This is a genomic window from Natronomonas salina, from assembly GCF_013391105.1.
Lineage (GTDB): Archaea > Halobacteriota > Halobacteria > Halobacteriales > Haloarculaceae > Natronomonas > Natronomonas salina.
Genome location: NZ_CP058335.1, coordinates 1,797,949 through 1,821,571, shown reverse-complemented (window position 1 = coordinate 1,821,571; position 23,623 = coordinate 1,797,949). Strand labels below are relative to the sequence as shown.

Here is a 23,623-nt window from a genome sequence, read left to right as displayed (position 1 = left end):
CCCTCAGTCGTCGGACTCCGCGCCGACCGTCGCGAACTCGCTCGGCTCCTTCGCCGTCGGTCCCTCGGACGCCCCGGGCGCCCTCGACGGAACTTCGGCGGTATCCGGCTCCGAGTCGTCGGCGTAGATGCGGTAGGTCTCGACGAGGTCCCTGACGAACGGCGCCGGGTCGCGAGCGCTGAGGTAGTCGAAGCGGGGGTGGCGGAGCAGCGACCCCGCCACCGAGAGGGCGGTCCTCGCGAACGACGGTCGGTCGACCAGCGGGTAGTCGTCGGCGAGGACGCTGTGCAGGTGGAGGGCCTCGCCGCGGAGCAGGTGGCCGGCGACGCCGACGTCGTACTCGGGGGCCGACTCGACCGGCCGCCCGGTCGCCTGCCGCCAGTAGAGAGCCGGGAAGTCGACGCCGGCCTGGATCGTGAAGGGCAGCGACAACCAGAACCGGGGGTTGACCTCCATCAGCTCGAACTCGCCGGTCTCGGGGTCGCGGAGGAACTCGACCATGGCGACGCCGTGCCAGTCCAGTTCTTCGAGGAGCCGCAGCCCGGCGGCCTCGAGTTCCGGGATGTCGACCGACTCGCGGTAGGCGCTCGGACCGCCACAGTACTTCCAGCCGCGGCGCTGGCGGTGCTGGAAGGTGGCGACCGCCTCGCCGCGGTCGAACAGCGCGAAGAACCCGTACTCGTCGGTCGACGGGACGAACTCCTGGACGAGCGGGACGTGGCCCATCGCCTCCGTGAGCGCCTCGTGGTCGAGGCGGTCCTCCGGCGAGACGTACCTGGTGGTGCTCCACTGGGTGTGGCTGACGGGGAAGCGGTCGGCGTACTCGGCGGCGTGGACGGTGTATCGGGGCTTGACGACGACGTCGCCGTCCCGGACGGGCCACTCGTCGAGGGTCCGCGTGACCGGCGCCGGGACGTCGGCGCGGTCGGCGGCCTCGAAGAGCAGTTTGCGGTCCTGGACCCGACGGAGCGTCTCGAGGTCCGGCCAGGGCGTCCCGACGTGGGCGGCGAGGGCGCCCCTGTTGCGGGCCAGGACGTAGACGTCGGGTTCGCGGAAGGGCAGGACGGTGTCGACGTCGGGGCGGCGGGCGAGTTCGAGGAGGGCGTTCTCGTACCCGGTCAGGTCCTCGGTGGGGTCGGGGACCTCGGTCGTCTCGTCGCAGTACTGCGAGGCGAAGCCCGGCGGAGACTCCAGTTCGGAGAAGGCGAGGGTGCGGACGCCCTCGCGGCCGAGCGACCGGATGGCTGCGGTGCTACTCGCGGTTCCGGTTGCGGGAATCGCCGATCCCCCCGGGGTCGGTGCGGGAACCATGTTTCTCGCGAACCACTAGTAAAAATTTGTTATCGGCACCTGTGGTGTAACTACGGAGACAACTGTCAGACATAACCCGGTCGGCGACGATATCGGACTGACGAGTGGTAACGAGTGTGCCGTCTATGGATTCCTCCCCAGGAGGACTCCGCCTAGCAGGCTATTATACCTGGTAACAACATCGCCTTTCGGCGGGTCACCCACGTTTGGCGAGACGGCCTCCCACTCGAGCTACTCCGTGTCGTAGCCCATCTTCTGGACCCGGTGTTCGACCTCCTCGCCGCCGATGATGTCCTCGTCGTAGCGGACCGACGCCTCCCCGGAGTCGTCGACGTCGGTCTCCATGACGCCGTCGAGGTGGTTGAGCGTGTCCTTGATGTCCTCCTTCTCGTGGTCGTCGTCGATACCTCGGATCGTGAACGTCTCCCTACTCTCGGCCATGGGTTGTCACCGTGCTGAATAGCGCTGTCGACAGAATAACGGCGGCGCCTGCATTCGCAGGGCGGCCGCAGTAGTCTCGTCTCTCGTTCTATCGGGTTCTCACGCACTGGGTGCCACCAGTCCCGCTTATCCGTCTACGCTCGCGCCTTGTTACCGATTACCTAATTCTATAGTCCGAACAGTGAACCCGCCGTGGCGGCAATGCTCGAAGGTCATGACCGAACGAAACGGGTTCGGCGTCAGCACCGGAGTATGGCTCTCGAACGACACTCCTCCTCGCCGTGGTCGTCGGCCCGACCGCGGTGAGTTTCATCGTAGAGAACGGTCCAAACGGCTATCAGTCCCGGCCGTCTCCCTCGGGACAACGAGACGTACATGACCGAAGATACACAGACGGTGCTGGTCGTCGACGACGAGCGGGACCTCGCGGACCTCTATGCGGCCTGGCTCGAGAGCGACTACGAGGTGCGGACGGCCTACGGGGGCGAGGGCGCGATCGAGGCACTCGACGAGTCGGTCGACGTCGCGTTGATCGACCGGCTGATGCCGACCATCTCCGGCGACGAGGTGCTCGAGTACGTCCGCAGCGAGGGCTACGAGTGCCGCGTCGCGATGGTGACCGCCGTCGAGCCCGACTTCGACATCATCGAGATGGGGTTCGACGAGTACATCGTCAAGCCGATCCGCCACGGCGACCTCACCGAGGTCGTCGAGTCGCTCGTCTCGCGGTCCACCTACGACCGCCAGCTCCAGGAGTTCTTCGCGCTGGCCTCGAAGCGGGCGGCGCTGCAGTCCCAGAAGAGCGCCCACGAACTCGACGAGAGCGAGGCCTACGCCGACCTCGAAGTCGAGCTCGAGGAGCTCCGCGACGAGCTCCACCGGACGACAGAGCAGCTCTCCGTCCGCGACCTCGAGGTCGAGCTCCGGCAGCTGAACGCCGACGGCTCGCCGAACGCCGCCGGCCGGTCGATCTAGCGGACCGTGTTCTCCAGCGTCCCGATGCCCTCGACCGTCAGGGCCACCCTATCGCCCGACTCGAGGAACCGCCCCAGTTCGAGTCCGCAGCCCTCGCCGACGGTGCCGCTGCCCAGCACGTCGCCCGGCTGCAGCGGCTCGCTCTGGGAGACGTGCGCGACGATGTCGGCGAAGGAGTGGTGCATCTCGCCGGGGGTGCCCTCCGACCACGTCTCGCCGTCGACCGTCGCTGTCATCGACGCGTCCGCCAGGTCGAACTCGTCGGCGGTGACGAGGTAGGGGCCGAGGGCGTTCGCGAAGTCCTTGCCCTTCGCCGGCCCCAGGCGACCCTGCATCTCCCGCATCTGCGTGTCGCGGGCGCTGAAGTCGTTGAACACCGTGTAGCCGGCGATGTAGTCGTCGGCCTCCTCAACCGGAATGTCGCTGCCGCGCTTGCCGATCACGGCCGCGACCTCGAGTTCGTAGTCCATCTGGTTCGAGTAGTCCGGCCACTCGACCGTCGCGTCCGGTCCGACGACCGTGTCGGGGTTGCCCTTGTAGTAGACCGGGACGTCGTACCAGACGTCCGGGGGCTCCTCGCCCAGACTGTTCTTGACGTGCTCCTCGAACGCCATGAAGTCCCGGATGGAGTTCGGCCGGGGCAGCGGCGCCAGCAGCCGGACGCCGTCCTCCTCCTCGTCGAAGCGCAGGCGGCCGCCCGTCGGGCCGCGGTCGACGTCGCTCGACCGGACGAACTCCAGGGCGTCTCGGGCCGCGTTGAGCGCGCGGTCGCCCCGCGCGAGGAACGACCGCATCTCTGCGGGCGCGTGCGTCTCCGCGACCCCGACCGGGTCGGCCTCGCCGGCCGATTCGAGCGACGCGGCGTAGGCGGCCGTCACGTCCACGAGCGCGCCGTGACCGTCGACGACGCCGACGCGGCGCTGCGGTCCCACCGCGGTCTCGACCTCGAAGGTCGCGAGCTTCATGCTGCCCCCTCCTCGAAGACGGCGACCGGGCGCACCCAGCCGGCGCTCCCGTCCTCGACGACGATCGGGAACGCCACCAGCGGTACGTTCGTCTTCCGCGGCAGCTCGTCGAGGTTCGCCATCTTCTCGATCTGGCAGTACTCCCGCTCGCGACCCGCGAGGTGCGCCGGCCACAGCTCCCCGGGGTCGCCGGTCTCCTCGAACCGCCGACCCATCTCGAGGAACGGCTTGTCGAAGCCGTAGGCGTCCGTGCCGATGACCCGGACGCCCCGCTCGACCAGCCACAGGGTCGCCTCCCGGCCCATCCCGGGGAACTGCGTCAGGTACTCCGCCGACCCCCACAGCTCGTCGGCGCCGGTCTGGATCAGGACGATCTCGCCCTCGGAGAGCTCGTGGTCGAGGTCGTCGAGCGCGCCCTCGACGTCGTCGACGCCGATCTCCGCACCGGCGTCGAGGTGGCGCACGTCGAGGACGACCGCCTCGCCGAGGCCCCACTCCAGGGGCACCTCGTCGATGGTCCGCGCCGGCTCGCCGCCGCTCTCGGCGCCGTAGTGGTACGGCGCGTCCATGTGGGTGGCCGTGTGCGTGATCGCGTGGACCTCCTCCCAGGCCAGCGACGTGCCGTCCGGGAAGTCGTCGGCCTCGACGTCCTGGCCCATCGCCTGCAGGTTCTGGGCCAGCCACTCGGCGCCCTCGCGGTGGTCCATCCGGTCGATGCTCGCGGGGTCGGGTTCGCTCGCCGCCCCGTCCTCGATGCCGATGCTGAGGTCGACGAGCGTCGCGTCCTGGAACATACTGTGGTACGCGCGAGCAACCCACGTATATCTATGGCCGTGCTGGATGGGACGCATCCCTCTGCACTAATGCCACTGAGTTAGAGCAGGCCGCCGAAAGCGGACCCGACGATCACGGCGACGAGCGCGAGGGCGAGCGTCCCCAGGGCGTTGCCGACAGCCACAACGGTCTCGCCATCCTCGGCCAGCCGCACTGTCTCCACCGCGAACGAGGAGAACGTGGTGAACGCGCCGCAGAACCCGACGGCGGCGGCGAGGAACGCGGAGCCGCCGACCCCGGTACCGAGGACGACCCCGAGCAGGAAGCTCCCCATGACGTTGACCGCCAGCGTGTCGAGCGCCCGGCGTTCGACCCAGTCGCCGACGGCGTACCGTGCGAGCGCCCCCGCCGAGCCGCCGACGCCGACAGCCAGCGCACTCATCAGCGCCACCGGATCACCCCACGGGCGAGCAGCACCGCCAGCAGCCCCAGGCCGTAGTTGGCGGCGACGTTGAGGGCCGCCAGCCGCGGGTCGAGCGCGCTCGTCTCGGCGGCGAACGTGCTGTAGGTCGTGAACGACGAGAGGAAGCCCGTCGCGACGAACCGCCGAGCGGCGGCCGAGATGCGGCCATGCTCGGCGGTCCCGTACACCACCAGCCCGAGGACGAACGCGCCGGCGACGTTCGCCGCCAGCGTCCCCCAGGGGAAGCCCCCGGGGAGCGCGACGGCGACGGCGTGGCGACTCAGCGCGCCCGCGAAGCCGCCGGCCGCGACCAGCGCCGCCGCCCGCCGTTCCATGGTCGCTCCTCCGCCGCGGCCGTCAGGTGTCTTCCGGTTCGGGCGAAGGTTCTTGTACCGGAGCGCGGCCAGCGTCCCCATGTCCGAACACCGGTTCCGCGACGACCGGCGGGGTATCGAGGGGTTGCCGATCCGGCTGGTCATCGCGCTCGTCGTCGGCGTCGCCAGCCTCTCGGTGATGATGAGCATGCTCTCGAGCATCTCCGGGCTCGCGGTCACCGAACTCGACGTCCGCCCCGAGCCAGAGGTGGTCGAACCCGGCGACCGCACCGTCGAGGTGACCGTCGTCGACCCCGAGGGCCGGGGCGTCGCCGGCGCGACGGTCGTCGCCCGCGGCGGGTCGGCGCGGCTCGACGGGGTCGAGACCGCGACGACCGGCGAGAACGGCACGGCGGAACTGACGCTGTCGCCGGAACTCGCGGCGAACCAGCGGGACGGCACCGTCGAGTTCGACGTCAAGCCGCCGGCCGGTAGCGAGTACGCCGACGAGCGGGAGAACACGGCGCTGCTCGTCGTCGAATCGCGGTGAGCGGTGTGGTCGCCCCGGCGCTACAGTCGGTCGTCCCAGTCGATCCACTGCTGCTCCCAGCCCTTGCGACGCTCCGCGGCGCGGCGGGCGTGCTCGCGGTCCTCGCGGTGGGTGCGGTTGCGCTCGATAGTGTCGGCCTGCTCGCCTTCGACGAGCATCGGGTGGTAGACGACGGTGCCGTACTCGGCGACGGTCTCGCCGTCCTCGATGGCGACGAGCTCCTGGCCGCCCGTGCCGACGGGCATGACGAGCCGGCCGCCGTCCGCCAGCTGCTCGAGCAGCGGCCGCGGGGGATCGACGGCGGCGGCCTCCACGAGGATGCGGTCGTAGGGTGCGTAATCGGGCAGCCCCTGGGCGCCGTCGCGGCAGTCGACGAGGACGCCGGGGTAGCCGGCCTCCGCGAGGTTCGAGCGCGCCTCGTAGACGAGACGGCGGGTGATATCGACGGCGTGGACGTTCGCCTCGCCGGCGATCTCGGCGATGACGGCGGCGGTGTAGCCGACGCCGGCGCCGACCACGAGCACGTCGTCGCCCGGTTCGACCCGGAGGGCCTCCAGCAGCCGGCCGGCGGCGCTCGGCGAGAGGACGCGCGTGCCGAGGCGCTCGAAGGAGCGGTCGGCATAGGCGACCGAGTCGTCCTCCACGAACGGCTCGCGCGGCACCTCCCGCATCGCGACGCTGACGTCCTCGGAGCGGACGACGGCCTTGGCCTCGTGTTCGAGGCTGTCGACCATGTCGTCGCGCAGTACCGCGGGGTCCATAGCTCGAAAATCGTGCCGCAGCCTATTGAATCGCGCGCCCGACGGCCGCCGACATCGGGCTCCCGGGTACGGGTTCCATCGCCGCGTCGCCGAAGGAATCGGCCACCCACGACCGTACCGTCTCGGCGTCGTGGACGCGTCCGGCACCGGTCGCGAGCCGGTCGACGTCCGCCAGCGCCGCGCCGTCGGTCTCCCCGTGGAACGCGTCCAGGAAGACCGCGGCCGGCGACGCCCGACCGGCCGCCTCCACGACTGCCCGCGCGCCGTCGGCGTCGCGTTCCGAGAGCGTCCCGACGAAGACCGCGAGGTCGCAGTCCGGCAGGTCGGTGGGGTCACCGCCGCGCAACTCGACGGCCTCACGGCGGAGCAGGGGTTCGACCGCGTCGATCCGCGCCTCGGAATCGAGCAGCGTCACGTCCCACCCGCGCTCGTGGAACTCGACGGCGCGCCTGCCGGGACCGTCGCCGACCACGACGACGCGCTCGCCGTCCGGGGCGGCGTAGACGGCCGTCGTCACCTCCGAGCGGACGCGCGTCTCGTCGGCCGCCGCTTCTCGGCCGAGCCGGTTCCGGAGCGCGTCGGGCGGCTCCGGCGGCGCCTTGCCGGCCACCGTCCCAGGGAGGGCGACCCACCGGTCGAAGGCGTCGAGTTCGGCCGGGAGCCGACCGATCGAGCGGAGGTCGGTCTTCGTCAGGAAGCCGAGCAGCCGGTTCGTCGGTTCGTACTCGTCGCCGACGCGGGCGAGGAACCCCTCGGATTCGAGTGCGGCGACGAGCCGTTCCGCCGCGTCCTCGTCGACGCCCGTCGCTTCGGCGATGTCCTCAGGCGTGCCCGAACTCGTCGCCAGTGCCTCTAGGGCGCCGCAGCGCCGGGCGGCCCACGGGAGCGCGATTCCGCGCCACCCCGGCTCGGAGCGGTCCTGGGTGGGCATCTCACTCCCCGCCCTGCATCGGGACGAACCGGACGGCGCCGTGGTCCTCGCGGCGCAGGCCGTCGTCCGTCTTCGTCGCCCTGACGAGCGTCTGTCGGCCGCGACCGATCGGGGCGAGGACGACGCCGCCGACGCGGAGCTGGTCGACGACCCGGTCCGGCAGCTCCGGGGCCGCGCAGGTGAGGTACGCCGCGTCGAAGGGGGCGTGCTCGGGCCAGCCCGCGTGGCCGTCGCCGACGCGGACGTTGACGTCGTAGCCGAGGCGGTCGAGCCGGCGCCGGGCGTCCTCCGCGAGGTCGGCGTGGTACTCGACGCTGTAGACGTTGCCGTCGCCGACGATCTCGGCGGTGACGGCGGCGTGGTAGCCGCAGCCCGTGCCGATCTCGAGGACCTGGTCGCCCGGCGAGAGTTCCAGAAGGTCGCACATGATGCCGACCATGTGCGGTGCCGAGACGGTCTGGTCGTTGCCGATGGGCAGCGGCCGGTCGGCGTAGGCGCTCTCGCGGCGGGATTCCGGGACGAACTCGTGTCTCGGGACCGTCTTCAGCGCCTCGATGGTCTCCGGTCGCTCGACGCGGCCGGACTCGGCGAGCCCCTCGACCATCCGCTCGCGTCGGGTCTCGAAGTCGTCGGGACCGGAGTCGCGTCCGAACATCGGCTCACCACCCGGACCACGCCCGCTGCTGTGCGTTCTCGTCGCGTGCGTACACGCGCTTGCAGTCCTTCGCCAGCGCGAAGTCGCCGTCGTGGTCGTACCCCTCGCGGTGGTAGTTCGTGGCGTCGTCGCGGACGAGGATGCGCTCGACGGTGAACTCCTCGCCGCCGTACTCCTGGACTTCGCCGACGACGAACTTCTCGTCGCCCGGCACCTGGATCTTCACGCTCCGCGTCTCATCGTGGCCGCCGTCCTTCGGGTGCAGCGTCAGGTTCACCGCGACGTTGCCGACCGCGCGGGTCCACAGCGTCTTGACGTCCTCGGCGGACGCCTCGTCGGCCCGCGAGCCGTCGGTGAGCTCCAGGGACGTGACCCGCGCCGTCAGGATGGCCTCGTCGGTCTCGACGAGGAACTCGTCACCCGTCGACAGCTCCTCGGCCGGCGGGATGTCGATCCGCGCCTCCGTCGACTCGTCCTCCTGGGAGACGATGACCCGGCGGTCGACCCGGGACTCCTCCTGGATGGTCGTCTTGTGGACGTGGCTACACTCCCCGCACCGGACGGTCGCCTGTCCGCCCTCGTTGAGGACCTCGTGGGCGGTCTCCGCCCCCGGCGAGCAGGACGGACAGCGGACCGCGACGCGCTGTTGACTCATTGGAGGTACTTTTCGGTCGGGACGTATAAGCGCGCGGCTCCGCGTCTCAGGTGGCCGACCCTCACGCCGGGACTGCAGGTCGCCCCGTCATCGGACGGTCGGCAGGTCGATCTCCTCCCCGTCTACGAAGACGGAGGGCTCCCGGAGGATGCCGTCGAGGTGGATGGGCGCGTCGTTGTCGCCGCCGATGCCGGCGTCGTCGCCGAGCGCGATGTGGACGGTGCCGCCGGCCTTCTCGTCCAGCAGGACGCTGCCGACGAGCTCCGTGACGCCGATGTTGGTCCCGATGCCGAGCTCCGCCAGGTTGTAGGCGTTCTGCCCGACCTGGTCGGCGGCCTCCTCGACGTCCGCGCGGATGGCGTCATCGCCGATGTCGGTGACGTAGCCGTCCTCGACCTCGAAGGCGACCGTCTGGCCGTCGTCGAGCAGGCCGTGCGGGCGGATGGTCCCGTCGACGACGTAGGTGCCGTCGGCGGACTCGGGGCTGACGAACACCTCGCCCGCGGGCAGGTTCGAGAACGCGCCGTCCTCGTGGACGATGCCGGTGTCGTCCTGCCAGACGCGGTCGCCCAGCTCGAAGGTGATGTCGGTCCCCTGCGGCGACCGGACGCGGATCTCGTGGGCACCGACGACCTCCTCGAGCATCGACTCGCACTCCGCGGCGATGGCCTCGTAGTCGGCGTCGAGCCCGGTGGTGAACACCTCCTCGGTGATGCCGGGGAGGGTGGCGCCGCGGGCACCCTGGTCCGTGGCGTCCGAGCGGGCGCGGGTGTGGCTCAGGCTCTTCGTCGTCGGCGCGAGGAAGGCGTCGGCCGACGCCAGCGCGGCGGCGACCGGCGCGGGCGGTTCGGCGCCGTGCTGGGGCCCCGGCGGGTAGCGGACGACGACCGCGTCCTCGGTGGCCTCGAGGGCGGCCTCGTACAGCGCCTCGCCGATGGGGCGGCGCTTGTCGTCCGTGACGACCACGCAGGTCTCGCCCGCCTGTACGTCCAGACACTGCTGGACGGCCGTCTCGGCCGCGGCGGCGACGGCGTCGGAGTCCTGTATCTCGAGTACGTCGGAGTCGCTCATGGCCCGTGGTTCGACGGGCCGCCGGATATTCGTTCCTGTCGTCGGTCACTCCTCGCGGAGCTTGAACTTCTGGACCTTCCCGCTGGGGTTCTTCGGCAGCTCCTCGACGAGGTGGTACTCGCGGGGCCGCTTGAAGTCGGCGAGGTCGTCGCTGTCGCGGACGTGGGCGTCCAGCGTCTCGCCGTCGACGTCGCCGACGACGTAGGCGACGACGAGTTCGCCCCACTCCTCGTCGGGCTGGCCGACCACGGCGGCCTCGACGACGTCGGGGTGCGAGAAGAGGACGTCCTCGACCTCCGTCGGGTAGACGTTCTCGCCGCCGGAGATGATCATGTCGTCCTTCCGGTCGACGACGAAGAGGTAGCCGTCCTCGTCGCGGTAGCCGAGGTCGCCGGAGTAGTACCACTCGACGCCGCCGTACTCGCGCAGCGACTCGGCGGTCGCCTCCGGCCGGTTCCAGTACTCCCGCATGGTGCAGGGGCCGGCCAGGAGGATCTCGCCGATCTCGCCGCGCTCGACGGTGGCGTCCGGCGCGGCGCCGGGTTCGACGATCCGGAGGTCGTGGTTCAGCGCGGGCAGCCCCGCCGAGCCCTGCTTCGAGAGCTGCTCGTCGGGGTGCTGGAACGTCCCGCAGGGGCCGATCTCTGTCATGCCGTAGGCCTGGAGGTAATCTTCGCAGAAGCGGTCCATGCAGGCGTCGAGGACGTCCTTCGGCATCGGGGAGGCGCCGTAGAAGCCGAGCCGGAGCGAGGTGGTGTCGGCGTCGACGGCGTCGGCCGCCTGCACCAGGCCGTTCCAGGCGGTCGGTGCGGCGAAGAACAGCGTCACGTCGTGCTCGTCGACCGCCTGCAGCACCGCCGCCGGGTCGAACTCGTGGTGGACGACGTTCGTCGCGCCGACGTGGACGCGCGGGAAGAGGTTCGCGTGTAGCTCCGCGCAGTGGTACAGCGGCAGCGCCGAGAGCCCGACGTCGTCCTTGCGGATGCCGCCCTCGGCGACGCAGATGAGCGAGTGCTCGACCATGTCGCGGTGCTCGTGGACGACCCCCTTCGGACGGCCCGTGGTTCCCGAGGTGTAGATGAACGCGTAGACGTCGTCGGCGTTAACGACGGTCGACGGTGGTTCCGCCGGGGCCGCCTCGACCATCGCGTAGAAGTCACGGGCGTACTCGGGACCGTCCTCGTCCACGTAGACGAACTCCTCGACGGTCTCGAGGTCCTCGCGGGCGCCCTCGACGGCCTCGCGGGTGTCGGCCTCGAAGAGGAGGACGCTCGAGCCGGCGTCGTTGCAGATGAACTCCACCTCGCCCGCCGGAAGGCGGTAGTTCAGCGGGTTGAAGACGGCGCCGAGCTTCCCGCAGGCGTACGCCGTCAGGACGATCTCGCTGCCGTTGTACAGCATCGTCGAGACGCGATCGCCCTTCCCGACGCCGAGGTCGGCCAGGGCGTTCGCCAGCCGGGTCGCCCGCTCGTCGAACTCGGCGTAGGTGTACGACTGGTCCTTCCGGGGGTAGACGAGCGCCTCCTTCTCGGGGTACCGGTCTGCGGTCAACTCGAGGGTGTCTGCCAGCGTCGGTTGCATGAGAATAACACACAGTACGGCCCCGGGGAGTTAACGGTTCGGGGGTCGGCCGGCAGTCGAGGAGGTCCCTGTTCCGCTCGGCCCACAACGATTCGGCGAGAAGCCGGCCCCGACGCCTATGCCGTCACGACGCCGGTACTGGACGATTACTGTCACGCGTCAACGGGGCACGAACTGTTGGTTAGGAGAGAAATGGTTATTCGGGTCGCCGAGAGATATCAGAGTATGACCATCCAGGTCGCGGTCAACGGCTACGGGACTATCGGCAAGCGCGTCGCCGACGCCGTCACGCTCCAGCCCGACATGGAACTCGTGGGCGTCGCGAAGACCAGCCCCAACCACGAGGCGGAGCTGGCCGTCGAGAACGGCTACCCGCTGTACGCCGCCATCGAGGAGCGCATCGAGCTCTTCGAGGACGCCGGCATCGAACTGGCCGGGACCGTCGACGAACTCGTCGACGCGGCCGACGTCGTCGTCGACGCCTGCCCCTCCGGCATCGGCGAGGAGAACAAGTCCCTCTACGAGGAGTACGACACGCCCGCGCTCTACCAGGGCGGCGAGGACGCCGACATGGTCGACGTCTCGTTCAACGCGCGGTCGAACTTCGCCGACGCGGAGGGCGCCGACCACGTCCGCGTCGTCTCCTGTAACACGACCGGTCTGTCGCGACTGCTCGCGCCGCTGCAGGAGGAGTACGGTGTCGAGAAGGCCCGCATCACGCTCGTCCGTCGGGGCGGCGACCCCGCCCAGAGCGGCCGCGGCCCGATCAACGACATCCTGCCGAACCCGGTGACGCTGCCGAGCCACCACGGCCCGGACGTCAACACCATCTTCCCGGACCTCTCGATCGACACGCTCGGGCTGAAGGTGCCGGCGACGCTGATGCACACCCACTCGGTCAACGTCACCCTGGAGACGACGCCCGACGCCAGCGAGGTCGCCGACCTGCTCCGCGAGCAGAGCCGGACGTTCATGATCCAGGCGGACTCCGGCATCGACGGCGCCGGCGCGCTCAAGGAGTACGCCCAGGACCGCGACCGCCCGCGGGCGGACATCTGGGAGAACTGCATCTGGGAGGAGTCGATCTCCATGGAGGGCGACGACCTCTACCTCTTCCAGGCCATCCACCAGGAGTCCGACGTCGTCCCGGAGAACGTCGACGCCATCCGCGCCGTGCTCGGCGAGGCCGACGCCCAGGAGTCGATCGACCGGACGAACGAGGCGATGGGCGTCGGGTTCTAGGCCGACGACCGCGACGAACTCGCTTCTTGCCGCGTGCCGAACTCGCCGGCCGCGCGGCTGGCGAACGTCGAAGAACTGGCCGAGAACAGCGACGGACTCAGAACTGGGGGACGAGGGGCGCCTCTACCTCTGGCGCCTCGTAGCGCTTCTGGCGGCCACCGTCCGCGACGACGCCGGAGGTGGACGTTTGTCGAGGCATCACGGGAACCATCGGCTCGATTTCATCGTTCGTCATCTACCTATGGGTATCGGCTCGACAGTATTAAACCTCATGATTGTTAGTGTAGATGCGGCAATCGTTGCCGGACACGGTCGCGACGGGGGGTCGCTAAGCGAGCGTTACGGTCTCCGTGGGGCTTAGCGGCCCAGTGTAACGGCCTCTTCGAACTACCGGCGCCAGGTTTTACGGTACCGTTGTAACAGAGTAAGCACAGGCAGGGCTCGCAAGGCCGACGTCGTCACGGCCGCGAAAACGGAGATGGAACGGGGACTAGCCCTGCGCGGGCAGCGACTCGAGGGCCGAGGGGTTCTCCCACAGTTCGTGGAGCGTCCCGGCGGCGAGGAAGCGCGTCGGCGCGGCGACCCACTCGCTCGCGGCGGGGTCGTCGATGGCCGGCGCGTCCGGCGTGAACCACCACGCCACGTATCGGCCGTCGTCGAGCCTGGCGGTCGGGTACGCCTCTTTCTCCACCAGGATGTCGATTCTCGTGTTCGACTCCACGGCCGGCTGCTCGTCCTCCGCGTCCACGCTCACCTCGATGGGGACGTGGTCGTCGTGAGGAGGGTCCTCGTCGGGAGTGTCCCGTTGCGACATGGTCTGGGAGTGGTCTCTTGGCCGAGATACTACAAAAAGGTCCGTCAGCCAGGCGTCTGACGGTCCCGCCTCGATGGGGTTGACGGCGGCCGGTGGACCCACGTCTCGCCCTCGCCGGAGTGCATGCGCCGACGCGACCCCGGGACGTCAGAGCGGCCGTCTCGGGCCGTCTCCTCCGGGTTCCTCTCGGGCGGTCGGCGGCGGAACGGTATCGAAACGTGCCACCGACAGAAGGCTTTTCATGCGGACTCTCGTACCCACGCCCATGCGCCGGGACGACCGCGACGACCCCTTCGACGACATCTTCAGCGAGATAGAGCGGATGATGGAGGAGATGACGGGCGGTGTGGCCGGCGGCAACGCCGGCTTCGGCAGCGACGCCCACGTCTCCATCTACGAGGAGGACGACGAGATCCGCGTCGTAGCCGACATGCCGGGCGTCTCCAAGGAGGCCATCGACATCAAGTGCGACGGCCGGCACGTCACGATCTCGGCGTCGACCGACCGCAGCGACTACGAGGAGCGCATCGAGCTCCCGACCCGCGTCGACGAGCACTCCGCGAAGGCGACGTTCAACAACGGCATCCTCGAGATCACCCTCGACCGCACCGGCAGCTCCGCGAACATCGACCTGTCCTGACCCGGTCCGCGTCCCGCAGCCGACTCCGCTTCCGTCTTCTTCGCGCCCCGTGTCCCGCGGTCGTCCGTCTCGCTTTCGCTACTCCTGCCGCGCCGTCGTCCGTATCAGCCCCGCCAGCCGGTCGTAGAACCCCGGTTCGTACTTCGTCGCCGCGTCGACGGTCGGCCGCGCGTTCGTCTCGTTGACCACCGCCCGCTCGCCGGATACGAGCAGGTCGACGCCCAGCCAGTCGATCTCCAGGGCCGCGGCGGCGTCCTCCGCGAGCCGCCGGAGGGCGTCGGGGAGTTCGACGCCCTCCGCCGTCGCCCCGCGGTGGACGTTGTGCTTCCAGCGGCCGGCCGCGCGCTCGCCGTCGGGGAGCCGCCGCTCGACCGCGCCGACGTACTCGCCGTCGACCACCATCGCCCGGTAGTCGCGGGCGTCCGGGAGGTACTCCTGGACGAGGAACGACCGGTCGCCGGTCGCGCGGAAGTCGTGGATCAGCGAGAGGTAGTCGCAGACGCCGAGGAAGGAGTCGAGGTCGTGGGCCTTCGCGACGCCGACGCCGCGGGTCGTCGAGTTGGGCTTGACGACGACCGGCGGGTCGAACCGCTCGAAGACCGCCGCCAGTTCGGACTCGCCGACGGGACTGGAGACGTAGGCGGACTCGGGCGTCGGGACGTCGGCCGCCCGGAGCCGCGCCAGCGTCTCGGCCTTGTTCCGGCTCCGGAGGACCGCCTCCCGGTCGTTCACCCACGGGACGCCGAGTATCGCGTCGGCGACGCCGCCCTCCATCAGTCGCGGCGGGTAGACGAACCCGGCGTCGAAGGCCCCGTCGGCGAGCGGTTCGTCCAGCGGCTGGGCGCGCTCGCGGGTCGGGACGTGCTCGGCGCGGATGTCCTGGTCCGCGAGCGGGTCGCGGATGCGCTCGAGGGTCTCCGCGTTCGTCGCCACCGCCAACCTGAGCATGGGTGTGCGTGGGCCGGCGTCGTCTTGAATCCGCAGGTCCGGCGACCGGTACGCCGTGGGGCTGGCTGCGCCTGAACGGTCGGCGACCGCCGGCTAGTCGTCGTCCGTCTCGGTGCGGGCCTGCCGCTTCGCGGCTCGCTCGATGAACTCCTCGGGCAGCTCGTCGATCTCGCCGGCCTGGACGCCCCAGAGGTGGGCGTACAGCCCGTCGTTCTCCAGGAGCTCGTCGTGGGTGCCGCGCTCGACGATCCGGCCGCCCTCGAGGACGACGATGGTGTCGGCGTCCTTGATGGTCGAGAGTCGGTGGGCGATGGCGAAGGTGGTGCGGTCGGCGGTGAGGCGGTCGAGGCTCCGCTGGATGAGCATCTCCGTCTCGGTGTCGACGTCCGAGGTGGCCTCATCGAGGATCAGTATCTCGGGGTCCTTGAGGACGGCGCGGGCGATGGAGATGCGCTGGCGCTGGCCGCCGGAGAGCTTGACACCGCGCTCGCCGACCATGGTGTCGTAGCCGTCCGGGAGGTTGGTGATGAACTCGTGGGCCTCCGCGGCCTTGGCGGCCTCGACGACCGACTCGTGGTCGGCGTCGAAGGCGCCGTAGGTGATGTTCTCCTCGACGGTGCCGTAGAACAGGAACGTGTCCTGGCCGACGTAGCCGACGTGCTGGCGCAGCGAGGGGAGCGTGACGCCCCGGACGTCCTGGCCGTCGATGCGTATCGCGCCGTCGTCGACGTCGTAGAGCCGCAACAGGAGCTTGAGGACGGTCGACTTGCCGGCGCCGGTGGGGCCGACCAGCGCGAGCGTCTCGCCGCCCTCGACCTCGAAGTCGACGTCCGCGACGACGGGTTCCTCTTCGTCGTCGTAGCCGAAGGTGACGTCGTCGTACTCGACGCGGCCGTCGTCGACCGTCAGCGGTTCGGCGCCGGGGTCGACGGCGAGGCGGTCGGGTTCGTCCATCAGCCCGAAGATGCGCTCGGCGGAGGCGTACGCCCGCTGGTACATGTTGATTATCTGCCCGAACTGCGCCATCGGCCAGATGAACCGCTGGTTCAACAGGATGAAGGTGACGAACTCGCCGGCGTACAGCGGCCGGGTGAACGGCCCCGGGGCGCCGCCGGTGGTCTCGGTGGTCAGCACCCAGACGCCGCCGATGAGGAACGTGAGGACGAAGCCGACCCCGGCGAGGACGCGCAGCCCGGGGAAGAACTTGATGCGGGTCTCGATGGCGTCCCAGTTGGCGTCCAGGTAGTCGCCCGAGACGTCGTCGACGCGCTCGCTCTCGTAGGACTCCGTGTTGCTCGATTTGATGACCTGGATGCCGCCGAGGTTGTTCTCCAGCCGCGAGTTCACGGTGCCGACCGTCGAGCGCACCTCGGCGTACTTCGGCTGGATGATCTGGATGAAGAGGTAGGTGAAGCCCGCGATGAGCGGGACGGGCAACAGCGCGACCAGCGCCAGCTGCCAGTTGAGGTAGAAGAGGATGCCGGCGATGCCGATGACCATGACGACGAGCCGGAACGCGGAGTTCAGCCCGTCGTTGAGGAACCGCTCGAGGCGGTTGACGTCGTTCGAGAGGATGGACATCAGTTCGCCGGTCTGCTTGTCGGCGAAGAAGTCCATGTTCAGCCGCTGCATCGTGTCGTAGGTGTCCGTCCGGATGTCGTGCTGGATGTGCTGGGCGAAGGCGTTGAACCCCCAGTTGCGCAGCCAGTGGAACCCGGCGCCGAAGAAGAACGCGCCCGCGATGAGTGCGACGACGAGGTACAGTTGCCCGTCGGGCGTCGTCGGGGTCCAGGCCTCGGGGACGAGCCAGAGCGCGAACGCCCTGTCGTTCCGGAAGATCGCGTCCAGCGCCAGCCCGAGCAGGACGGGCGGCAGGAGGTCCAGGAGCCGGGCGGCGATGCTCGCGACGACGCCGACGACGAACGCCAGGCGGTTCTGCGCGCCGTACTCGGCGAACAGCCGCTGCATCGGGTTCTCGGCGTTGGCCCGCTGTTCCTCGAATGGGTCGTCGTCCCCGTCCAGCCCGTACTCCGCCATTACCCTAACTGACCGTCCGGTCAGTATAACGCTTGGCCCAGCGGCCGGAACCGCGGGCTCCGGCTGTCGACGCTGTCGAAGACGCGGGGCCGATCACTGATCGATCTCGACGTAGCCCTCGATGGCGACCCGGTCGCCCTCCTCGACGCCGCGTGCGTCGCTCCAGCCGCGGTTGACCTCGAGGACGTACGTGCCCCTGCCGCTGTACTGCTGGTCGCCGCCGTCCTCGTCGTCCCCCGGCGCCGGCGCCTCGTGGATGGTCGTGACGGTGCCGTTCTCGGCGACGAAGACGATGTCGAGCCCGAAGTCCATGTTCCGCATCACGTAGGTCCGCCGGTCGGCGTCGTCGTGGACGAACAGCATCCCACGGTCCGCGGGTAGTTCGTCGGTGTTGCTCAGACCGACGTACCGCGTCCGGAAGCTGTCGGCGACGGCGGCCTCGACGGTGCCGAGTTCCTCGCCCGTCGCGTCGTCGACGACCGTGACTGTGGTGTGGTCGTAGTCGCCCGGCTCCGCGGGGTCGTAGCCGCCGAGGTACGGGACGAGCAGGCCCGTCGCGACGCCGAGGTACAGCAGCGCGACGGCGACGGCGACGGCCGTGAGTGCGTAGCCGGGCGTGCGGGACCGCATCGACCGGGCGAACGGCGGCGGCCGCGAAAAGGCTGCCGACGCGCGGGCGGCGTCACCCGCCCCCGGCGCGCCGCCTCACTCCGGGAGCTCGAACTCCACGCGGTCGCCGGCCTCGATACCCCGCTCGGCGGTCCACTCGTAGTTCACCTCGAGGACGTAGCGGCCGGTCCCCGAGTAGCCCTGGTCGTTGCCGTCCTCGTCGGGGCCGGGTGCGGTCGCGTGGTGGGTCGACGTGATGGTACCGTTCTCGGCGACGAAGACGATGTCGATGCCGAAGTCCATCTTCCGCATCACGTAGGTGAGGTCGCGCTCTCGCTCGTGGACGAACAGCATCCCGCGGTCCGCCGGAAGCTCCTCGGTGTCGCTCAGGCCGGTGTAGCGGAGCGAGCTGTTGTCCGCGACGGCGGCCTCGACGCGTCCGAGTTCCGCGTCGGTCTCGGCGTCGAGAACGGTCACCGTGGTCTGGTCGTACCCCTCGTGTGCCGCCGGCGGGGGTGACGGCGAGGGCGTCGGCGTGGCCGTCTGCGTCGCCGGCGTCTCGGCGGTCGGCGTCGACGAATCGCCGGCGTCGAAGGGGGTGACGCAGCCGGTCGCGAGGAGAGCCACGACGAGGAGGAGGGCGGTCGCGAGGGTGCGAAGTGAGGTCACGCTCCGGGATATCGTCGCGGGCGACCCTAAGCGTTCCGCGACGGAGAGTAAGCGTTATCCGCTCGGGCCGATTCCGTCCCGGTGCGGGCGCGTGGTCTAGTGGCTATGACGCGTCCCTTACAAGGACGAGAAGATGGTTCGATTCCATCCGTGCCCACTCGCTTCTGCGGCCGCGAAAGGCCTATCAGCCGTCGCCACCGACTAACACGTAATGTCAGGACGCGCTGGGTCGGACTGTCCGGAGTGCGGCGGCCAACTGGTCTCGGAGGACGGCGTGGAGTACGTCTGCAAGAACTGCGGCCGGCGGTTCGACTCCGCGGACGTCTTCCTCATCTGACCGCCGCGCCGGGCAGCGACTTTCGAAACCCTTTTTGATAGCCTCGGCCTCGGTTCGTCTGCGAGCCGCCTTAGCTCAGACTGGGAGAGCACTCGACTGAAGATCGAGCTGTCCCCCGTTCAAATCGGGGAGGCGGCATTTTCCTGCGAGTCGTCGAGGGAGCGGAGCGACCGAGACCGCGAGCAGTGAAAACGCTCCCGACCCGATTCGAGTCTGGTAGTCGAAGCCCACACAGGGAGTGACCAGCGGGAAGGACCGAGCAGGACCGTCTACCAGCTATTGGAATCGGGGAGGCGGCGTGATTTCGCCGTGGATTACATCCAGCCCCGTGTGAACGAGGCGGGTTACTCGACGACGACGCCGCCCAGCATGCCGTTCCCTCTGTGGGGGTTGCAGTAGTAGCGGTAGTTCCCTGACTCCTCGAAGGTGTATTCGAAGGTGTCGCCTTGCTCGCCCTGGAGGTCGCTCTCGAAGTCGCCGTTCTCGTGGACGACGTTGTGGGAGCCGCCCTCGCCGGTCCACTCCCAGACGACGGTCGTTCCGGTGTCGATTCGAATCGCAGCCGGGCCGAACGCATAGCCGATGTCACCCGTCCCGACGTCGACGGCCACCTCGTCCTCGCCCGTGTGGTCCTCGAGCGAACCGTCGTACCCGTTGGCGTTCGAGAGGTACTCGTCGATCTCGTCGGGGACGTCGCCGCCGTTCCCGCCGTTGCCACCGTTCCCGCCGTTGCCCGAACAGCCCGCGACGGCCGGCGCGACGGCCGTCGCTCCCGCGATCTTGACGAACGCTCGTCGGTCCAGATCTGTCATGGTGCACCTGGACGGTGGAGGCGAACACTGAAAAAGGATGCCAGTGAGGCGCCGAGATTCCGCTCGCTGAACACTGACGAGGCGGTCGATACGGGTGGCGCTCCGGTGGGGTACCGATACGAAAAATCCGGTCGGTTCCTTCCCAGAACCGGTCCGCGCCCAGGTGGTCGATGCTATCCGCTGCTACGGAACTTACGGGCGAGCCGTCGGATCAGTCGGACGGTGGTGATGATGCTCGTGACGTTGTACACCAGCTTGCCGAGCCGCTTGAGTTTCGAAGCCATGCCCGTAATTAGGGCGACGAGAGGGAAGGGCGCGTGGCTGGCATTCGCCGGGTCGGGGGCGTCTCTGAAGCGACCGATCGGCTCCCGTACTGCCAGCACGGGCGATACATCTGGGTTCTCCAGAAGGGTGGTGGCGGATTCGACCGTGGTCACGACGTTGCGTCCGCCTCTACACCAGCGACTCCCGACCGGAGACGCTGCGTTCCGTGTCCGGCCTGCCGCCTACAGCAGCGAGCGCAGCAGCCGGAGCGGGAACGTGATGATCGCGATGACGAGACTGATGGCCTCCTGTGCGAACGAACGCAGGGTACCGAGCATACATCTGTCAATAGACGAACCAGAAGGAAGCCAGTCCGGGCTGCAACTGCAGGGCCTTGATACCCGGGTCGGCACCGAAGGACTGCGAGTCGGGCCGGCTGCGATTCTGTCCTCGGTTCGCGGTCGAAAGTTCGAAACGGCCGGCCGCCGACGGTACACACGAGACCATGACCGACGACCAGCCCGCCGAAGTCAGCGAGGCGCACATCGACGACGCCGTGATCGACCGAACGGCCGACCGCTTCGACGTCGACGCGGCGGAGATCCGGAACGTGCTCGTCGTCCTCTACGGGGACCTGCTCGGACGGCACTCCGAGTACGAGGCCGACCACGACTACGTGACGGTCGACGAGACGCGAGCCTACCGCGTTCCCTCGTCCGTCTGGGACGAGCTGGCCGAGGAGTTCGACCTGGACGACGACGTCGCCGACGCGGTCGAGCACGCCCACACGGAGCAGGCGCGGCTCGCCTTCGAGGACGCCGTCGGCGTCGACGAGCGTTTCGCGGACGACGACAGCGGGATCGTCGTCGGGATCGACACGGCGGAGGAGTTCTGATCTGGGTTCGGATTCGTCCTGACTGTCCCAGGCGAGGCGCCCACCGAGATTCGTAGAAATGCGCAGTGAGCGTCGATGAACGCCGCTCAGGAGCACTCTCAGGGAAGTACTCACCTCGCGTAAGGTCCCCGTTCTACGGCCCGGTACTCGACGTCGGTACCGATTCGAACGACCTCTGATTGGCGGCCGGGCGACCAGCTATCCGGTCAGCAGACGGTAAATTTCTGCCACTATATTATTCTAATCGTGACGAATATTTTGATAACTTAACTTGGTGGCGTTCTTCATATATTGTGTCTAACAATTCGTGTCCCATCCGTAGGTAGGGACTCATGGTACAACCTGACCAGCTATCGACGGTCGCACAGGTCGGAGCCGTGGAAGACCAGTTCCGAGAGGCGCTCGGAGCGGCGATCACGTTCCTGCCGCGGTTGATCGGCGCGCTCATCATCCTCCTCATCGGCTGGGTGGTGGGACGGGCGATCGGCGGCGTCGTCGAACGGCTCGTCGACAGGGTCGAACTCGACGAGATGGTCCTCGAGACGCCACTCGGCAACATACTCGGCGGCACCGAACGCGCGGTCGCCCACGCCTTCGGGACGCTCACGCGGTGGTTCGTCTACGCCTTGGCCATCCTGGCGGCCGCGGACGTCCTCGCCATCGCCGTGCTGTCGGAGTGGATCAACACCGCGGTCTCGTACCTGCCGGCGTTCGTCGCGGGACTGCTGGTGATCATCCTCGGGTTCGTGGTCGCCGACTTCGTCGGTGACGCGATCAAGCGGACGGAGGCGGCGACCCGCACCGGCTACACGAACTGGGTCGCCACCGGCGTCCAGCTGTTCCTCTACTTCGTCGTGATCGTGATCGGCCTCGACACGATGGGTATCGACGTCGGCATCCTGTTCGTGTTCGCGCGGGCGATGGCCTGGGGCCTCGCGGTCGCGCTCGCACTCGGCCTCGGTATCTCCTTCGGCCTCGGCGGCCAGGACTACGTCCGGGAGAACATCGACCGCTGGGCGCGCTCCGGGAAGTCCGAGGTCTCGTCGTCCGGCGCCGGTCGCGACCCGGACTCCGGAACCGGCCCGTCCAGTGGTCGGCCGCCGGAGTGACGACACTGCCGCGCTAGCAGCGTCGTCGACCCTGCCGGGCGCGTCGGCGTCCGGAGGGACGCTCCCCCTTCCTTTCGAGCTCGTACGCGTAGCTGAACGTCCGCAGGTCCACCTTCGCCGATAATCCGGCACAGCTGCCGTCGTGGACCGAGTGGTTGATCTTCGATGTTTCTGGCGACCCCCCAAGTCGCGACCCAGTTCGGGACCGCTGATCGGACCGACCGAATCCGACCCTTCTGGTACGACCGGCGGGTGACTCGATGTCTCCTCGCGCCCGTTCGACCGCCACCCAGCTTCCAAGGGTGGTCGCCCCCTCACGTGAGGCATGTGCGCCAGTCACGAGTACACCCCGCTCGACGACGTCGACCGCGCCATCCTCCAGTTGCTCCAGCGGGACGCCCGCAACCTGACGGCCGTCGACATCGCCGACCGCGTCGGCGTGACCGACGGGACGGTGCGGAACCGCATCGACAAGATGGAGCAAAGCGAGATCATCGAGGGGTACGTCCCGATGGTGGACTACGAGCTGGCGGGCTACCAGCTGCAGATACGGATCATGTGCACGGCGCCGATCGTCGATCGGGAGGACCTGGCGCGCGAAGCGCTCCAGATCGAGGGGGTCGTCGAGGTCCACGAGGTGATGACCGGCCGCGAGAACGTCGAGGTCAAGGCCGTCGCCCCCCGCCACGACGACCTCACCCGGATCGCTCGGACGCTCGACGAGATGGGGCTGAGCGTCGAGAGCGAGGAGCTGATCCGCCACCACTACTTCCGGCCCTTCAACCACTTCGGTACCCAGGACGTCAGCGGCAGCGACGACGAGGCGGTCTACGACGTCTGATCGCGAAGCGAGCCGAGCGCGTCCGGTTCCGACTTCCGAAACGGTATCGCCGTTACTTACCACTTGAGACAACGTTCGGCGGACCTCGGTAAGAAATCCGTAACCTTCGGATTGTGGTTTTCGTAACTCAAGGGATTGCGAAATTCGAAATCACTATACGGGCTTAGATTCTGTCGGAGGTAATGACGTCGCTCGACCGAGGCGCTCCCTCGACCGGTGGCCCAGGGTTTTCTGGCACGTGCGGCGACGACGGGACTGCAACCGAGAGCATGGTCGAACAGTCCGACGACCGAACCCAGCGTGGGGGACTCGGTAACTGATCATGGCGTGTGCAGAGTGCGGTCACGACGACGCGGAGACGGTGCGCATCGAGTACGTCGAGGCGGCGACGGAGACGCTCCAGCTCTGTGAGGGGTGCCGGCGGGAGTTCGAGGACGGCGATCTCGTCACGGTCGTGTCGGCCGTCTCGACCAATCAGGACTGAGCGGCGCCGACCCCTCGAAGGTCGTTCCGAACCGGTCGCAGTCTGCGAACCCATCTCCCGTAGATGTCAGCGAACCATACTTTCTCTAGGTGGTGTGTACTAATCCCTATCGACCGCGTACGTGGTATCATGTCACGCACCGGAGGCGGAGCGAACGACGAGACCGTCGAGCGAGGTCGCACCGAACGCGCCGGCGAGTGGTTCGCGGAATCGACGCTCCGGATCGCCCTCGCGGTCTTCGGGTTCGTCCTGTTGCTGTTCGCGCTCGGGCAGGCAGTCGGCATCGACCTGCTCGGGATGGTGGTCAGCGCTCTCAGCACGCAGATGGGTCGCTGGCTCCTGGTCGCGTTCTTCGCGCTGGCCATCATCGTGATCGCGGTTCGAGGTTTCGGTCCGTCGTCCTCGAGTCCGCCGGAGCGCGAGCCGGAACGCGAACCGGAGCGCGAGCGCAACCGGAACCGATAGGACCGTCCGC

30 protein-coding genes and 2 tRNA genes are annotated in these 23,623 nt (G+C 68.8%); 12 read left to right on the top strand and 20 right to left on the bottom strand.

Going from position 1 to position 23,623, the window contains the following annotated elements; all coding sequences use genetic code 11:
• Positions 1–3: 3 nt before the first annotated feature.
• Positions 4–1,311: a carboxylate--amine ligase gene (locus HWV07_RS09605; protein ID WP_178334088.1), complete on the bottom strand. Its 1,308-nt coding sequence runs from the start codon at positions 1,309–1,311 to the stop codon at positions 4–6.
• A gap of 231 nt (positions 1,312–1,542) precedes the next feature.
• Complete coding sequence (locus tag HWV07_RS09600; RefSeq protein ID WP_178334087.1) at positions 1,543–1,752, bottom strand: heavy-metal-associated domain-containing protein; 210 nt, start codon at positions 1,750–1,752, stop codon at positions 1,543–1,545.
• A 375-nt stretch (positions 1,753–2,127) separates the two neighbouring features.
• On the opposite strand from HWV07_RS09600, the gene HWV07_RS09595 reads away from it, so the two are divergent.
• Positions 2,128–2,727 (top strand): HalX domain-containing protein, encoded by a 600-nt coding sequence (locus tag HWV07_RS09595; RefSeq protein WP_178334086.1) that lies wholly within the window; start codon positions 2,128–2,130, stop codon positions 2,725–2,727.
• On the opposite strand, the gene HWV07_RS09590 is transcribed toward HWV07_RS09595, so the two are convergent.
• From HWV07_RS09590 to HWV07_RS09575, 4 genes are all read right to left on the bottom strand, one after another.
• Complete coding sequence (locus HWV07_RS09590; RefSeq protein WP_178334085.1) at positions 2,724–3,692, bottom strand: fumarylacetoacetate hydrolase family protein; 969 nt, start codon at positions 3,690–3,692, stop codon at positions 2,724–2,726. The two genes, HWV07_RS09595 and HWV07_RS09590, sit on opposite strands and share 4 nt — an antisense overlap.
• The gene (locus tag HWV07_RS09585) at positions 3,689–4,486 is read right to left on the bottom strand and encodes a cyclase family protein (RefSeq protein WP_178334084.1); all 798 of its coding nucleotides are present in this window, start codon (positions 4,484–4,486) and stop codon (positions 3,689–3,691) included. Before HWV07_RS09585 ends, HWV07_RS09590 begins: the two co-directional genes overlap by 4 nt.
• An 80-nt stretch (positions 4,487–4,566) precedes the next feature.
• Complete coding sequence (locus HWV07_RS09580) at positions 4,567–4,908, bottom strand: fluoride efflux transporter FluC (protein ID WP_178334083.1); 342 nt, start codon at positions 4,906–4,908, stop codon at positions 4,567–4,569.
• Positions 4,908–5,264, bottom strand: coding sequence for a fluoride efflux transporter FluC (locus HWV07_RS09575; RefSeq protein WP_178334082.1), 357 nt, complete (start codon positions 5,262–5,264; stop codon positions 4,908–4,910). Before HWV07_RS09575 ends, HWV07_RS09580 begins: the two co-directional genes overlap by 1 nt.
• A gap of 79 nt (positions 5,265–5,343) precedes the next feature.
• Here HWV07_RS09575 and HWV07_RS09570 point away from each other — a divergent pair, with 79 nt between their 5' ends.
• A complete protein-coding gene (locus tag HWV07_RS09570) occupies positions 5,344–5,793 on the top strand; it encodes an Ig-like domain-containing protein (RefSeq protein WP_178334081.1) in 450 nt (149 codons plus the stop codon).
• A gap of 20 nt (positions 5,794–5,813) precedes the next feature.
• Here HWV07_RS09570 and HWV07_RS09565 read toward each other — a convergent pair whose 3' ends face one another.
• From HWV07_RS09565 to HWV07_RS09540, 6 genes are all read right to left on the bottom strand, one after another.
• Positions 5,814–6,554: a protein-L-isoaspartate O-methyltransferase family protein gene (locus HWV07_RS09565; protein ID WP_178334080.1), complete on the bottom strand. Its 741-nt coding sequence runs from the start codon at positions 6,552–6,554 to the stop codon at positions 5,814–5,816.
• A gap of 22 nt (positions 6,555–6,576) precedes the next feature.
• Positions 6,577–7,485: a class I SAM-dependent methyltransferase gene (locus HWV07_RS09560; RefSeq protein WP_178334079.1), complete on the bottom strand. Its 909-nt coding sequence runs from the start codon at positions 7,483–7,485 to the stop codon at positions 6,577–6,579.
• A 1-nt stretch (position 7,486) separates the two neighbouring features.
• Entirely contained in the window at positions 7,487–8,140 is a 654-nt protein-coding gene (locus HWV07_RS09555; protein WP_178334078.1) for a protein-L-isoaspartate(D-aspartate) O-methyltransferase, read from the bottom strand.
• Positions 8,141–8,144: 4 nt separating this feature from the next.
• Positions 8,145–8,795 (bottom strand): HVO_0476 family zinc finger protein, encoded by a 651-nt coding sequence (locus HWV07_RS09550; protein ID WP_178334077.1) that lies wholly within the window; start codon positions 8,793–8,795, stop codon positions 8,145–8,147.
• A gap of 87 nt (positions 8,796–8,882) precedes the next feature.
• The gene (locus tag HWV07_RS09545; protein WP_178334076.1) at positions 8,883–9,866 is read right to left on the bottom strand and encodes an aminopeptidase; all 984 of its coding nucleotides are present in this window, start codon (positions 9,864–9,866) and stop codon (positions 8,883–8,885) included.
• A gap of 45 nt (positions 9,867–9,911) precedes the next feature.
• On the bottom strand, positions 9,912–11,447 hold the full coding sequence (locus tag HWV07_RS09540; RefSeq protein ID WP_211694266.1) for a long-chain-fatty-acid--CoA ligase: 1,536 nt from the start codon (positions 11,445–11,447) through the stop codon (positions 9,912–9,914).
• A gap of 225 nt (positions 11,448–11,672) precedes the next feature.
• On the opposite strand from HWV07_RS09540, the gene HWV07_RS09535 reads away from it, so the two are divergent.
• Entirely contained in the window at positions 11,673–12,689 is a 1,017-nt protein-coding gene (locus HWV07_RS09535; protein ID WP_178334075.1) for a type II glyceraldehyde-3-phosphate dehydrogenase, read from the top strand.
• A gap of 97 nt (positions 12,690–12,786) precedes the next feature.
• Here the strand turns inward: HWV07_RS09535 and HWV07_RS09530 are convergent, their stop codons facing one another.
• Together HWV07_RS09530 and HWV07_RS09525 are read right to left on the bottom strand one after the other, a co-directional pair.
• The gene (locus tag HWV07_RS09530) at positions 12,787–12,924 is read right to left on the bottom strand and encodes a hypothetical protein (protein WP_178334074.1); all 138 of its coding nucleotides are present in this window, start codon (positions 12,922–12,924) and stop codon (positions 12,787–12,789) included.
• A 255-nt stretch (positions 12,925–13,179) separates the two neighbouring features.
• Entirely contained in the window at positions 13,180–13,503 is a 324-nt protein-coding gene (locus HWV07_RS09525) for a hypothetical protein (protein ID WP_178334073.1), read from the bottom strand.
• Positions 13,504–13,768: 265 nt separating this feature from the next.
• Between HWV07_RS09525 and HWV07_RS09520 the strand changes: the two genes are divergently transcribed.
• The gene (locus HWV07_RS09520; RefSeq protein WP_178334072.1) at positions 13,769–14,143 is read left to right on the top strand and encodes an Hsp20/alpha crystallin family protein; all 375 of its coding nucleotides are present in this window, start codon (positions 13,769–13,771) and stop codon (positions 14,141–14,143) included.
• 78 nt (positions 14,144–14,221) lie between these two features.
• On the opposite strand, the gene HWV07_RS09515 is transcribed toward HWV07_RS09520, so the two are convergent.
• The 4 genes from HWV07_RS09515 to HWV07_RS09500 all read right to left on the bottom strand — a co-directional run bounded on the left by HWV07_RS09515 (position 14,222) and on the right by HWV07_RS09500 (position 18,406).
• Entirely contained in the window at positions 14,222–15,091 is an 870-nt protein-coding gene (locus tag HWV07_RS09515) for an ATP-grasp domain-containing protein (RefSeq protein ID WP_178334071.1), read from the bottom strand.
• A gap of 93 nt (positions 15,092–15,184) precedes the next feature.
• Complete coding sequence (locus tag HWV07_RS09510; protein WP_178334070.1) at positions 15,185–17,128, bottom strand: ABC transporter ATP-binding protein; 1,944 nt, start codon at positions 17,126–17,128, stop codon at positions 15,185–15,187.
• A 93-nt stretch (positions 17,129–17,221) separates the two neighbouring features.
• Positions 17,222–17,758, bottom strand: coding sequence for a DUF192 domain-containing protein (locus HWV07_RS09505; RefSeq protein ID WP_178334069.1), 537 nt, complete (start codon positions 17,756–17,758; stop codon positions 17,222–17,224).
• Positions 17,759–17,833: 75 nt separating this feature from the next.
• On the bottom strand, positions 17,834–18,406 hold the full coding sequence (locus tag HWV07_RS09500) for a DUF192 domain-containing protein (RefSeq protein ID WP_211694264.1): 573 nt from the start codon (positions 18,404–18,406) through the stop codon (positions 17,834–17,836).
• Between the two features lie 85 nt (positions 18,407–18,491).
• Here HWV07_RS09500 and HWV07_RS09495 point away from each other — a divergent pair.
• The 3 genes from HWV07_RS09495 (at position 18,492) to HWV07_RS09490 (ending at position 18,881) form a co-directional block, all read left to right on the top strand.
• Positions 18,492–18,563: transfer RNA gene (locus HWV07_RS09495), tRNA-Val, on the top strand.
• A 54-nt stretch (positions 18,564–18,617) separates the two neighbouring features.
• Positions 18,618–18,743 carry a hypothetical protein gene (locus HWV07_RS19910; RefSeq protein WP_281362339.1) on the top strand — a complete coding sequence of 42 codons (126 nt, stop codon included), beginning with the start codon at positions 18,618–18,620 and terminating at the stop codon, positions 18,741–18,743.
• A 64-nt stretch (positions 18,744–18,807) separates the two neighbouring features.
• A tRNA-Phe gene (locus HWV07_RS09490) sits at positions 18,808–18,881 on the top strand.
• A 206-nt stretch (positions 18,882–19,087) separates the two neighbouring features.
• Here HWV07_RS09490 and HWV07_RS09485 read toward each other — a convergent pair.
• Positions 19,088–19,555, bottom strand: a complete 468-nt coding sequence (locus HWV07_RS09485; RefSeq protein ID WP_178334068.1) for a halocyanin domain-containing protein — start codon at positions 19,553–19,555, stop codon at positions 19,088–19,090.
• Positions 19,556–19,728: 173 nt separating this feature from the next.
• Positions 19,729–19,992: a hypothetical protein gene (locus tag HWV07_RS09480; protein WP_178334067.1), complete on the bottom strand. Its 264-nt coding sequence runs from the start codon at positions 19,990–19,992 to the stop codon at positions 19,729–19,731.
• A 332-nt stretch (positions 19,993–20,324) separates the two neighbouring features.
• On the opposite strand from HWV07_RS09480, the gene HWV07_RS09475 reads away from it, so the two are divergent.
• The 5 genes from HWV07_RS09475 (at position 20,325) to HWV07_RS09455 (ending at position 23,613) form a co-directional block, all read left to right on the top strand.
• Positions 20,325–20,714, top strand: coding sequence for a DUF8048 family protein (locus tag HWV07_RS09475; protein WP_178334066.1), 390 nt, complete (start codon positions 20,325–20,327; stop codon positions 20,712–20,714).
• A 332-nt stretch (positions 20,715–21,046) separates the two neighbouring features.
• Positions 21,047–21,823 (top strand): mechanosensitive ion channel family protein, encoded by a 777-nt coding sequence (locus HWV07_RS09470; RefSeq protein ID WP_178334065.1) that lies wholly within the window; start codon positions 21,047–21,049, stop codon positions 21,821–21,823.
• Positions 21,824–22,148: 325 nt separating this feature from the next.
• On the top strand, positions 22,149–22,664 hold the full coding sequence (locus HWV07_RS09465) for an Lrp/AsnC family transcriptional regulator (protein WP_178334064.1): 516 nt from the start codon (positions 22,149–22,151) through the stop codon (positions 22,662–22,664).
• Positions 22,665–22,986: 322 nt separating this feature from the next.
• On the top strand, positions 22,987–23,148 hold the full coding sequence (locus HWV07_RS09460) for a hypothetical protein (protein WP_178334063.1): 162 nt from the start codon (positions 22,987–22,989) through the stop codon (positions 23,146–23,148).
• A 129-nt stretch (positions 23,149–23,277) separates the two neighbouring features.
• Positions 23,278–23,613 carry a hypothetical protein gene (locus HWV07_RS09455; protein ID WP_178334062.1) on the top strand — a complete coding sequence of 112 codons (336 nt, stop codon included), beginning with the start codon at positions 23,278–23,280 and terminating at the stop codon, positions 23,611–23,613.
• Positions 23,614–23,623: the final 10 nt, after the last annotated feature.

Excerpts from the sequence above, each read along its gene's own strand:
- HWV07_RS09605 (WP_178334088.1), bottom strand. The coding sequence starts at position 1,311 with ATGGTTCCCGCACCGACCCCGGGGGGATCGGCGATTCCCGCAACCGGA.
- HWV07_RS09600 (WP_178334087.1), bottom strand. The coding sequence starts at position 1,752 with ATGGCCGAGAGTAGGGAGACGTTCACGATCCGAGGTATCGACGACGAC.
- HWV07_RS09595 (WP_178334086.1), top strand. The coding sequence starts at position 2,128 with ATGACCGAAGATACACAGACGGTGCTGGTCGTCGACGACGAGCGGGAC.
- HWV07_RS09590 (WP_178334085.1), bottom strand. The coding sequence starts at position 3,692 with ATGAAGCTCGCGACCTTCGAGGTCGAGACCGCGGTGGGACCGCAGCGC.
- HWV07_RS09585 (WP_178334084.1), bottom strand. The coding sequence starts at position 4,486 with ATGTTCCAGGACGCGACGCTCGTCGACCTCAGCATCGGCATCGAGGAC.
- HWV07_RS09580 (WP_178334083.1), bottom strand. The coding sequence starts at position 4,908 with ATGAGTGCGCTGGCTGTCGGCGTCGGCGGCTCGGCGGGGGCGCTCGCA.
- HWV07_RS09575 (WP_178334082.1), bottom strand. The coding sequence starts at position 5,264 with ATGGAACGGCGGGCGGCGGCGCTGGTCGCGGCCGGCGGCTTCGCGGGC.
- HWV07_RS09570 (WP_178334081.1), top strand. The coding sequence starts at position 5,344 with ATGTCCGAACACCGGTTCCGCGACGACCGGCGGGGTATCGAGGGGTTG.
- HWV07_RS09565 (WP_178334080.1), bottom strand. The coding sequence starts at position 6,554 with ATGGACCCCGCGGTACTGCGCGACGACATGGTCGACAGCCTCGAACAC.
- HWV07_RS09560 (WP_178334079.1), bottom strand. The coding sequence starts at position 7,485 with ATGCCCACCCAGGACCGCTCCGAGCCGGGGTGGCGCGGAATCGCGCTC.
- HWV07_RS09555 (WP_178334078.1), bottom strand. The coding sequence starts at position 8,140 with ATGTTCGGACGCGACTCCGGTCCCGACGACTTCGAGACCCGACGCGAG.
- HWV07_RS09550 (WP_178334077.1), bottom strand. The coding sequence starts at position 8,795 with ATGAGTCAACAGCGCGTCGCGGTCCGCTGTCCGTCCTGCTCGCCGGGG.
- HWV07_RS09545 (WP_178334076.1), bottom strand. The coding sequence starts at position 9,866 with ATGAGCGACTCCGACGTACTCGAGATACAGGACTCCGACGCCGTCGCC.
- HWV07_RS09540 (WP_211694266.1), bottom strand. The coding sequence starts at position 11,447 with ATGCAACCGACGCTGGCAGACACCCTCGAGTTGACCGCAGACCGGTAC.
- HWV07_RS09535 (WP_178334075.1), top strand. The coding sequence starts at position 11,673 with ATGACCATCCAGGTCGCGGTCAACGGCTACGGGACTATCGGCAAGCGC.
- HWV07_RS09530 (WP_178334074.1), bottom strand. The coding sequence starts at position 12,924 with ATGACGAACGATGAAATCGAGCCGATGGTTCCCGTGATGCCTCGACAA.
- HWV07_RS09525 (WP_178334073.1), bottom strand. The coding sequence starts at position 13,503 with ATGTCGCAACGGGACACTCCCGACGAGGACCCTCCTCACGACGACCAC.
- HWV07_RS09520 (WP_178334072.1), top strand. The coding sequence starts at position 13,769 with ATGCGCCGGGACGACCGCGACGACCCCTTCGACGACATCTTCAGCGAG.
- HWV07_RS09515 (WP_178334071.1), bottom strand. The coding sequence starts at position 15,091 with ATGCTCAGGTTGGCGGTGGCGACGAACGCGGAGACCCTCGAGCGCATC.
- HWV07_RS09510 (WP_178334070.1), bottom strand. The coding sequence starts at position 17,128 with ATGGCGGAGTACGGGCTGGACGGGGACGACGACCCATTCGAGGAACAG.
- HWV07_RS09505 (WP_178334069.1), bottom strand. The coding sequence starts at position 17,758 with ATGCGGTCCCGCACGCCCGGCTACGCACTCACGGCCGTCGCCGTCGCC.
- HWV07_RS19910 (WP_281362339.1), top strand. The coding sequence starts at position 18,618 with ATGTCAGGACGCGCTGGGTCGGACTGTCCGGAGTGCGGCGGCCAACTG.
- HWV07_RS09485 (WP_178334068.1), bottom strand. The coding sequence starts at position 19,555 with ATGACAGATCTGGACCGACGAGCGTTCGTCAAGATCGCGGGAGCGACG.
- HWV07_RS09475 (WP_178334066.1), top strand. The coding sequence starts at position 20,325 with ATGACCGACGACCAGCCCGCCGAAGTCAGCGAGGCGCACATCGACGAC.
- HWV07_RS09470 (WP_178334065.1), top strand. The coding sequence starts at position 21,047 with ATGGTACAACCTGACCAGCTATCGACGGTCGCACAGGTCGGAGCCGTG.
- HWV07_RS09465 (WP_178334064.1), top strand. The coding sequence starts at position 22,149 with ATGTGCGCCAGTCACGAGTACACCCCGCTCGACGACGTCGACCGCGCC.
- HWV07_RS09460 (WP_178334063.1), top strand. The coding sequence starts at position 22,987 with ATGGCGTGTGCAGAGTGCGGTCACGACGACGCGGAGACGGTGCGCATC.
- HWV07_RS09455 (WP_178334062.1), top strand. The coding sequence starts at position 23,278 with ATGTCACGCACCGGAGGCGGAGCGAACGACGAGACCGTCGAGCGAGGT.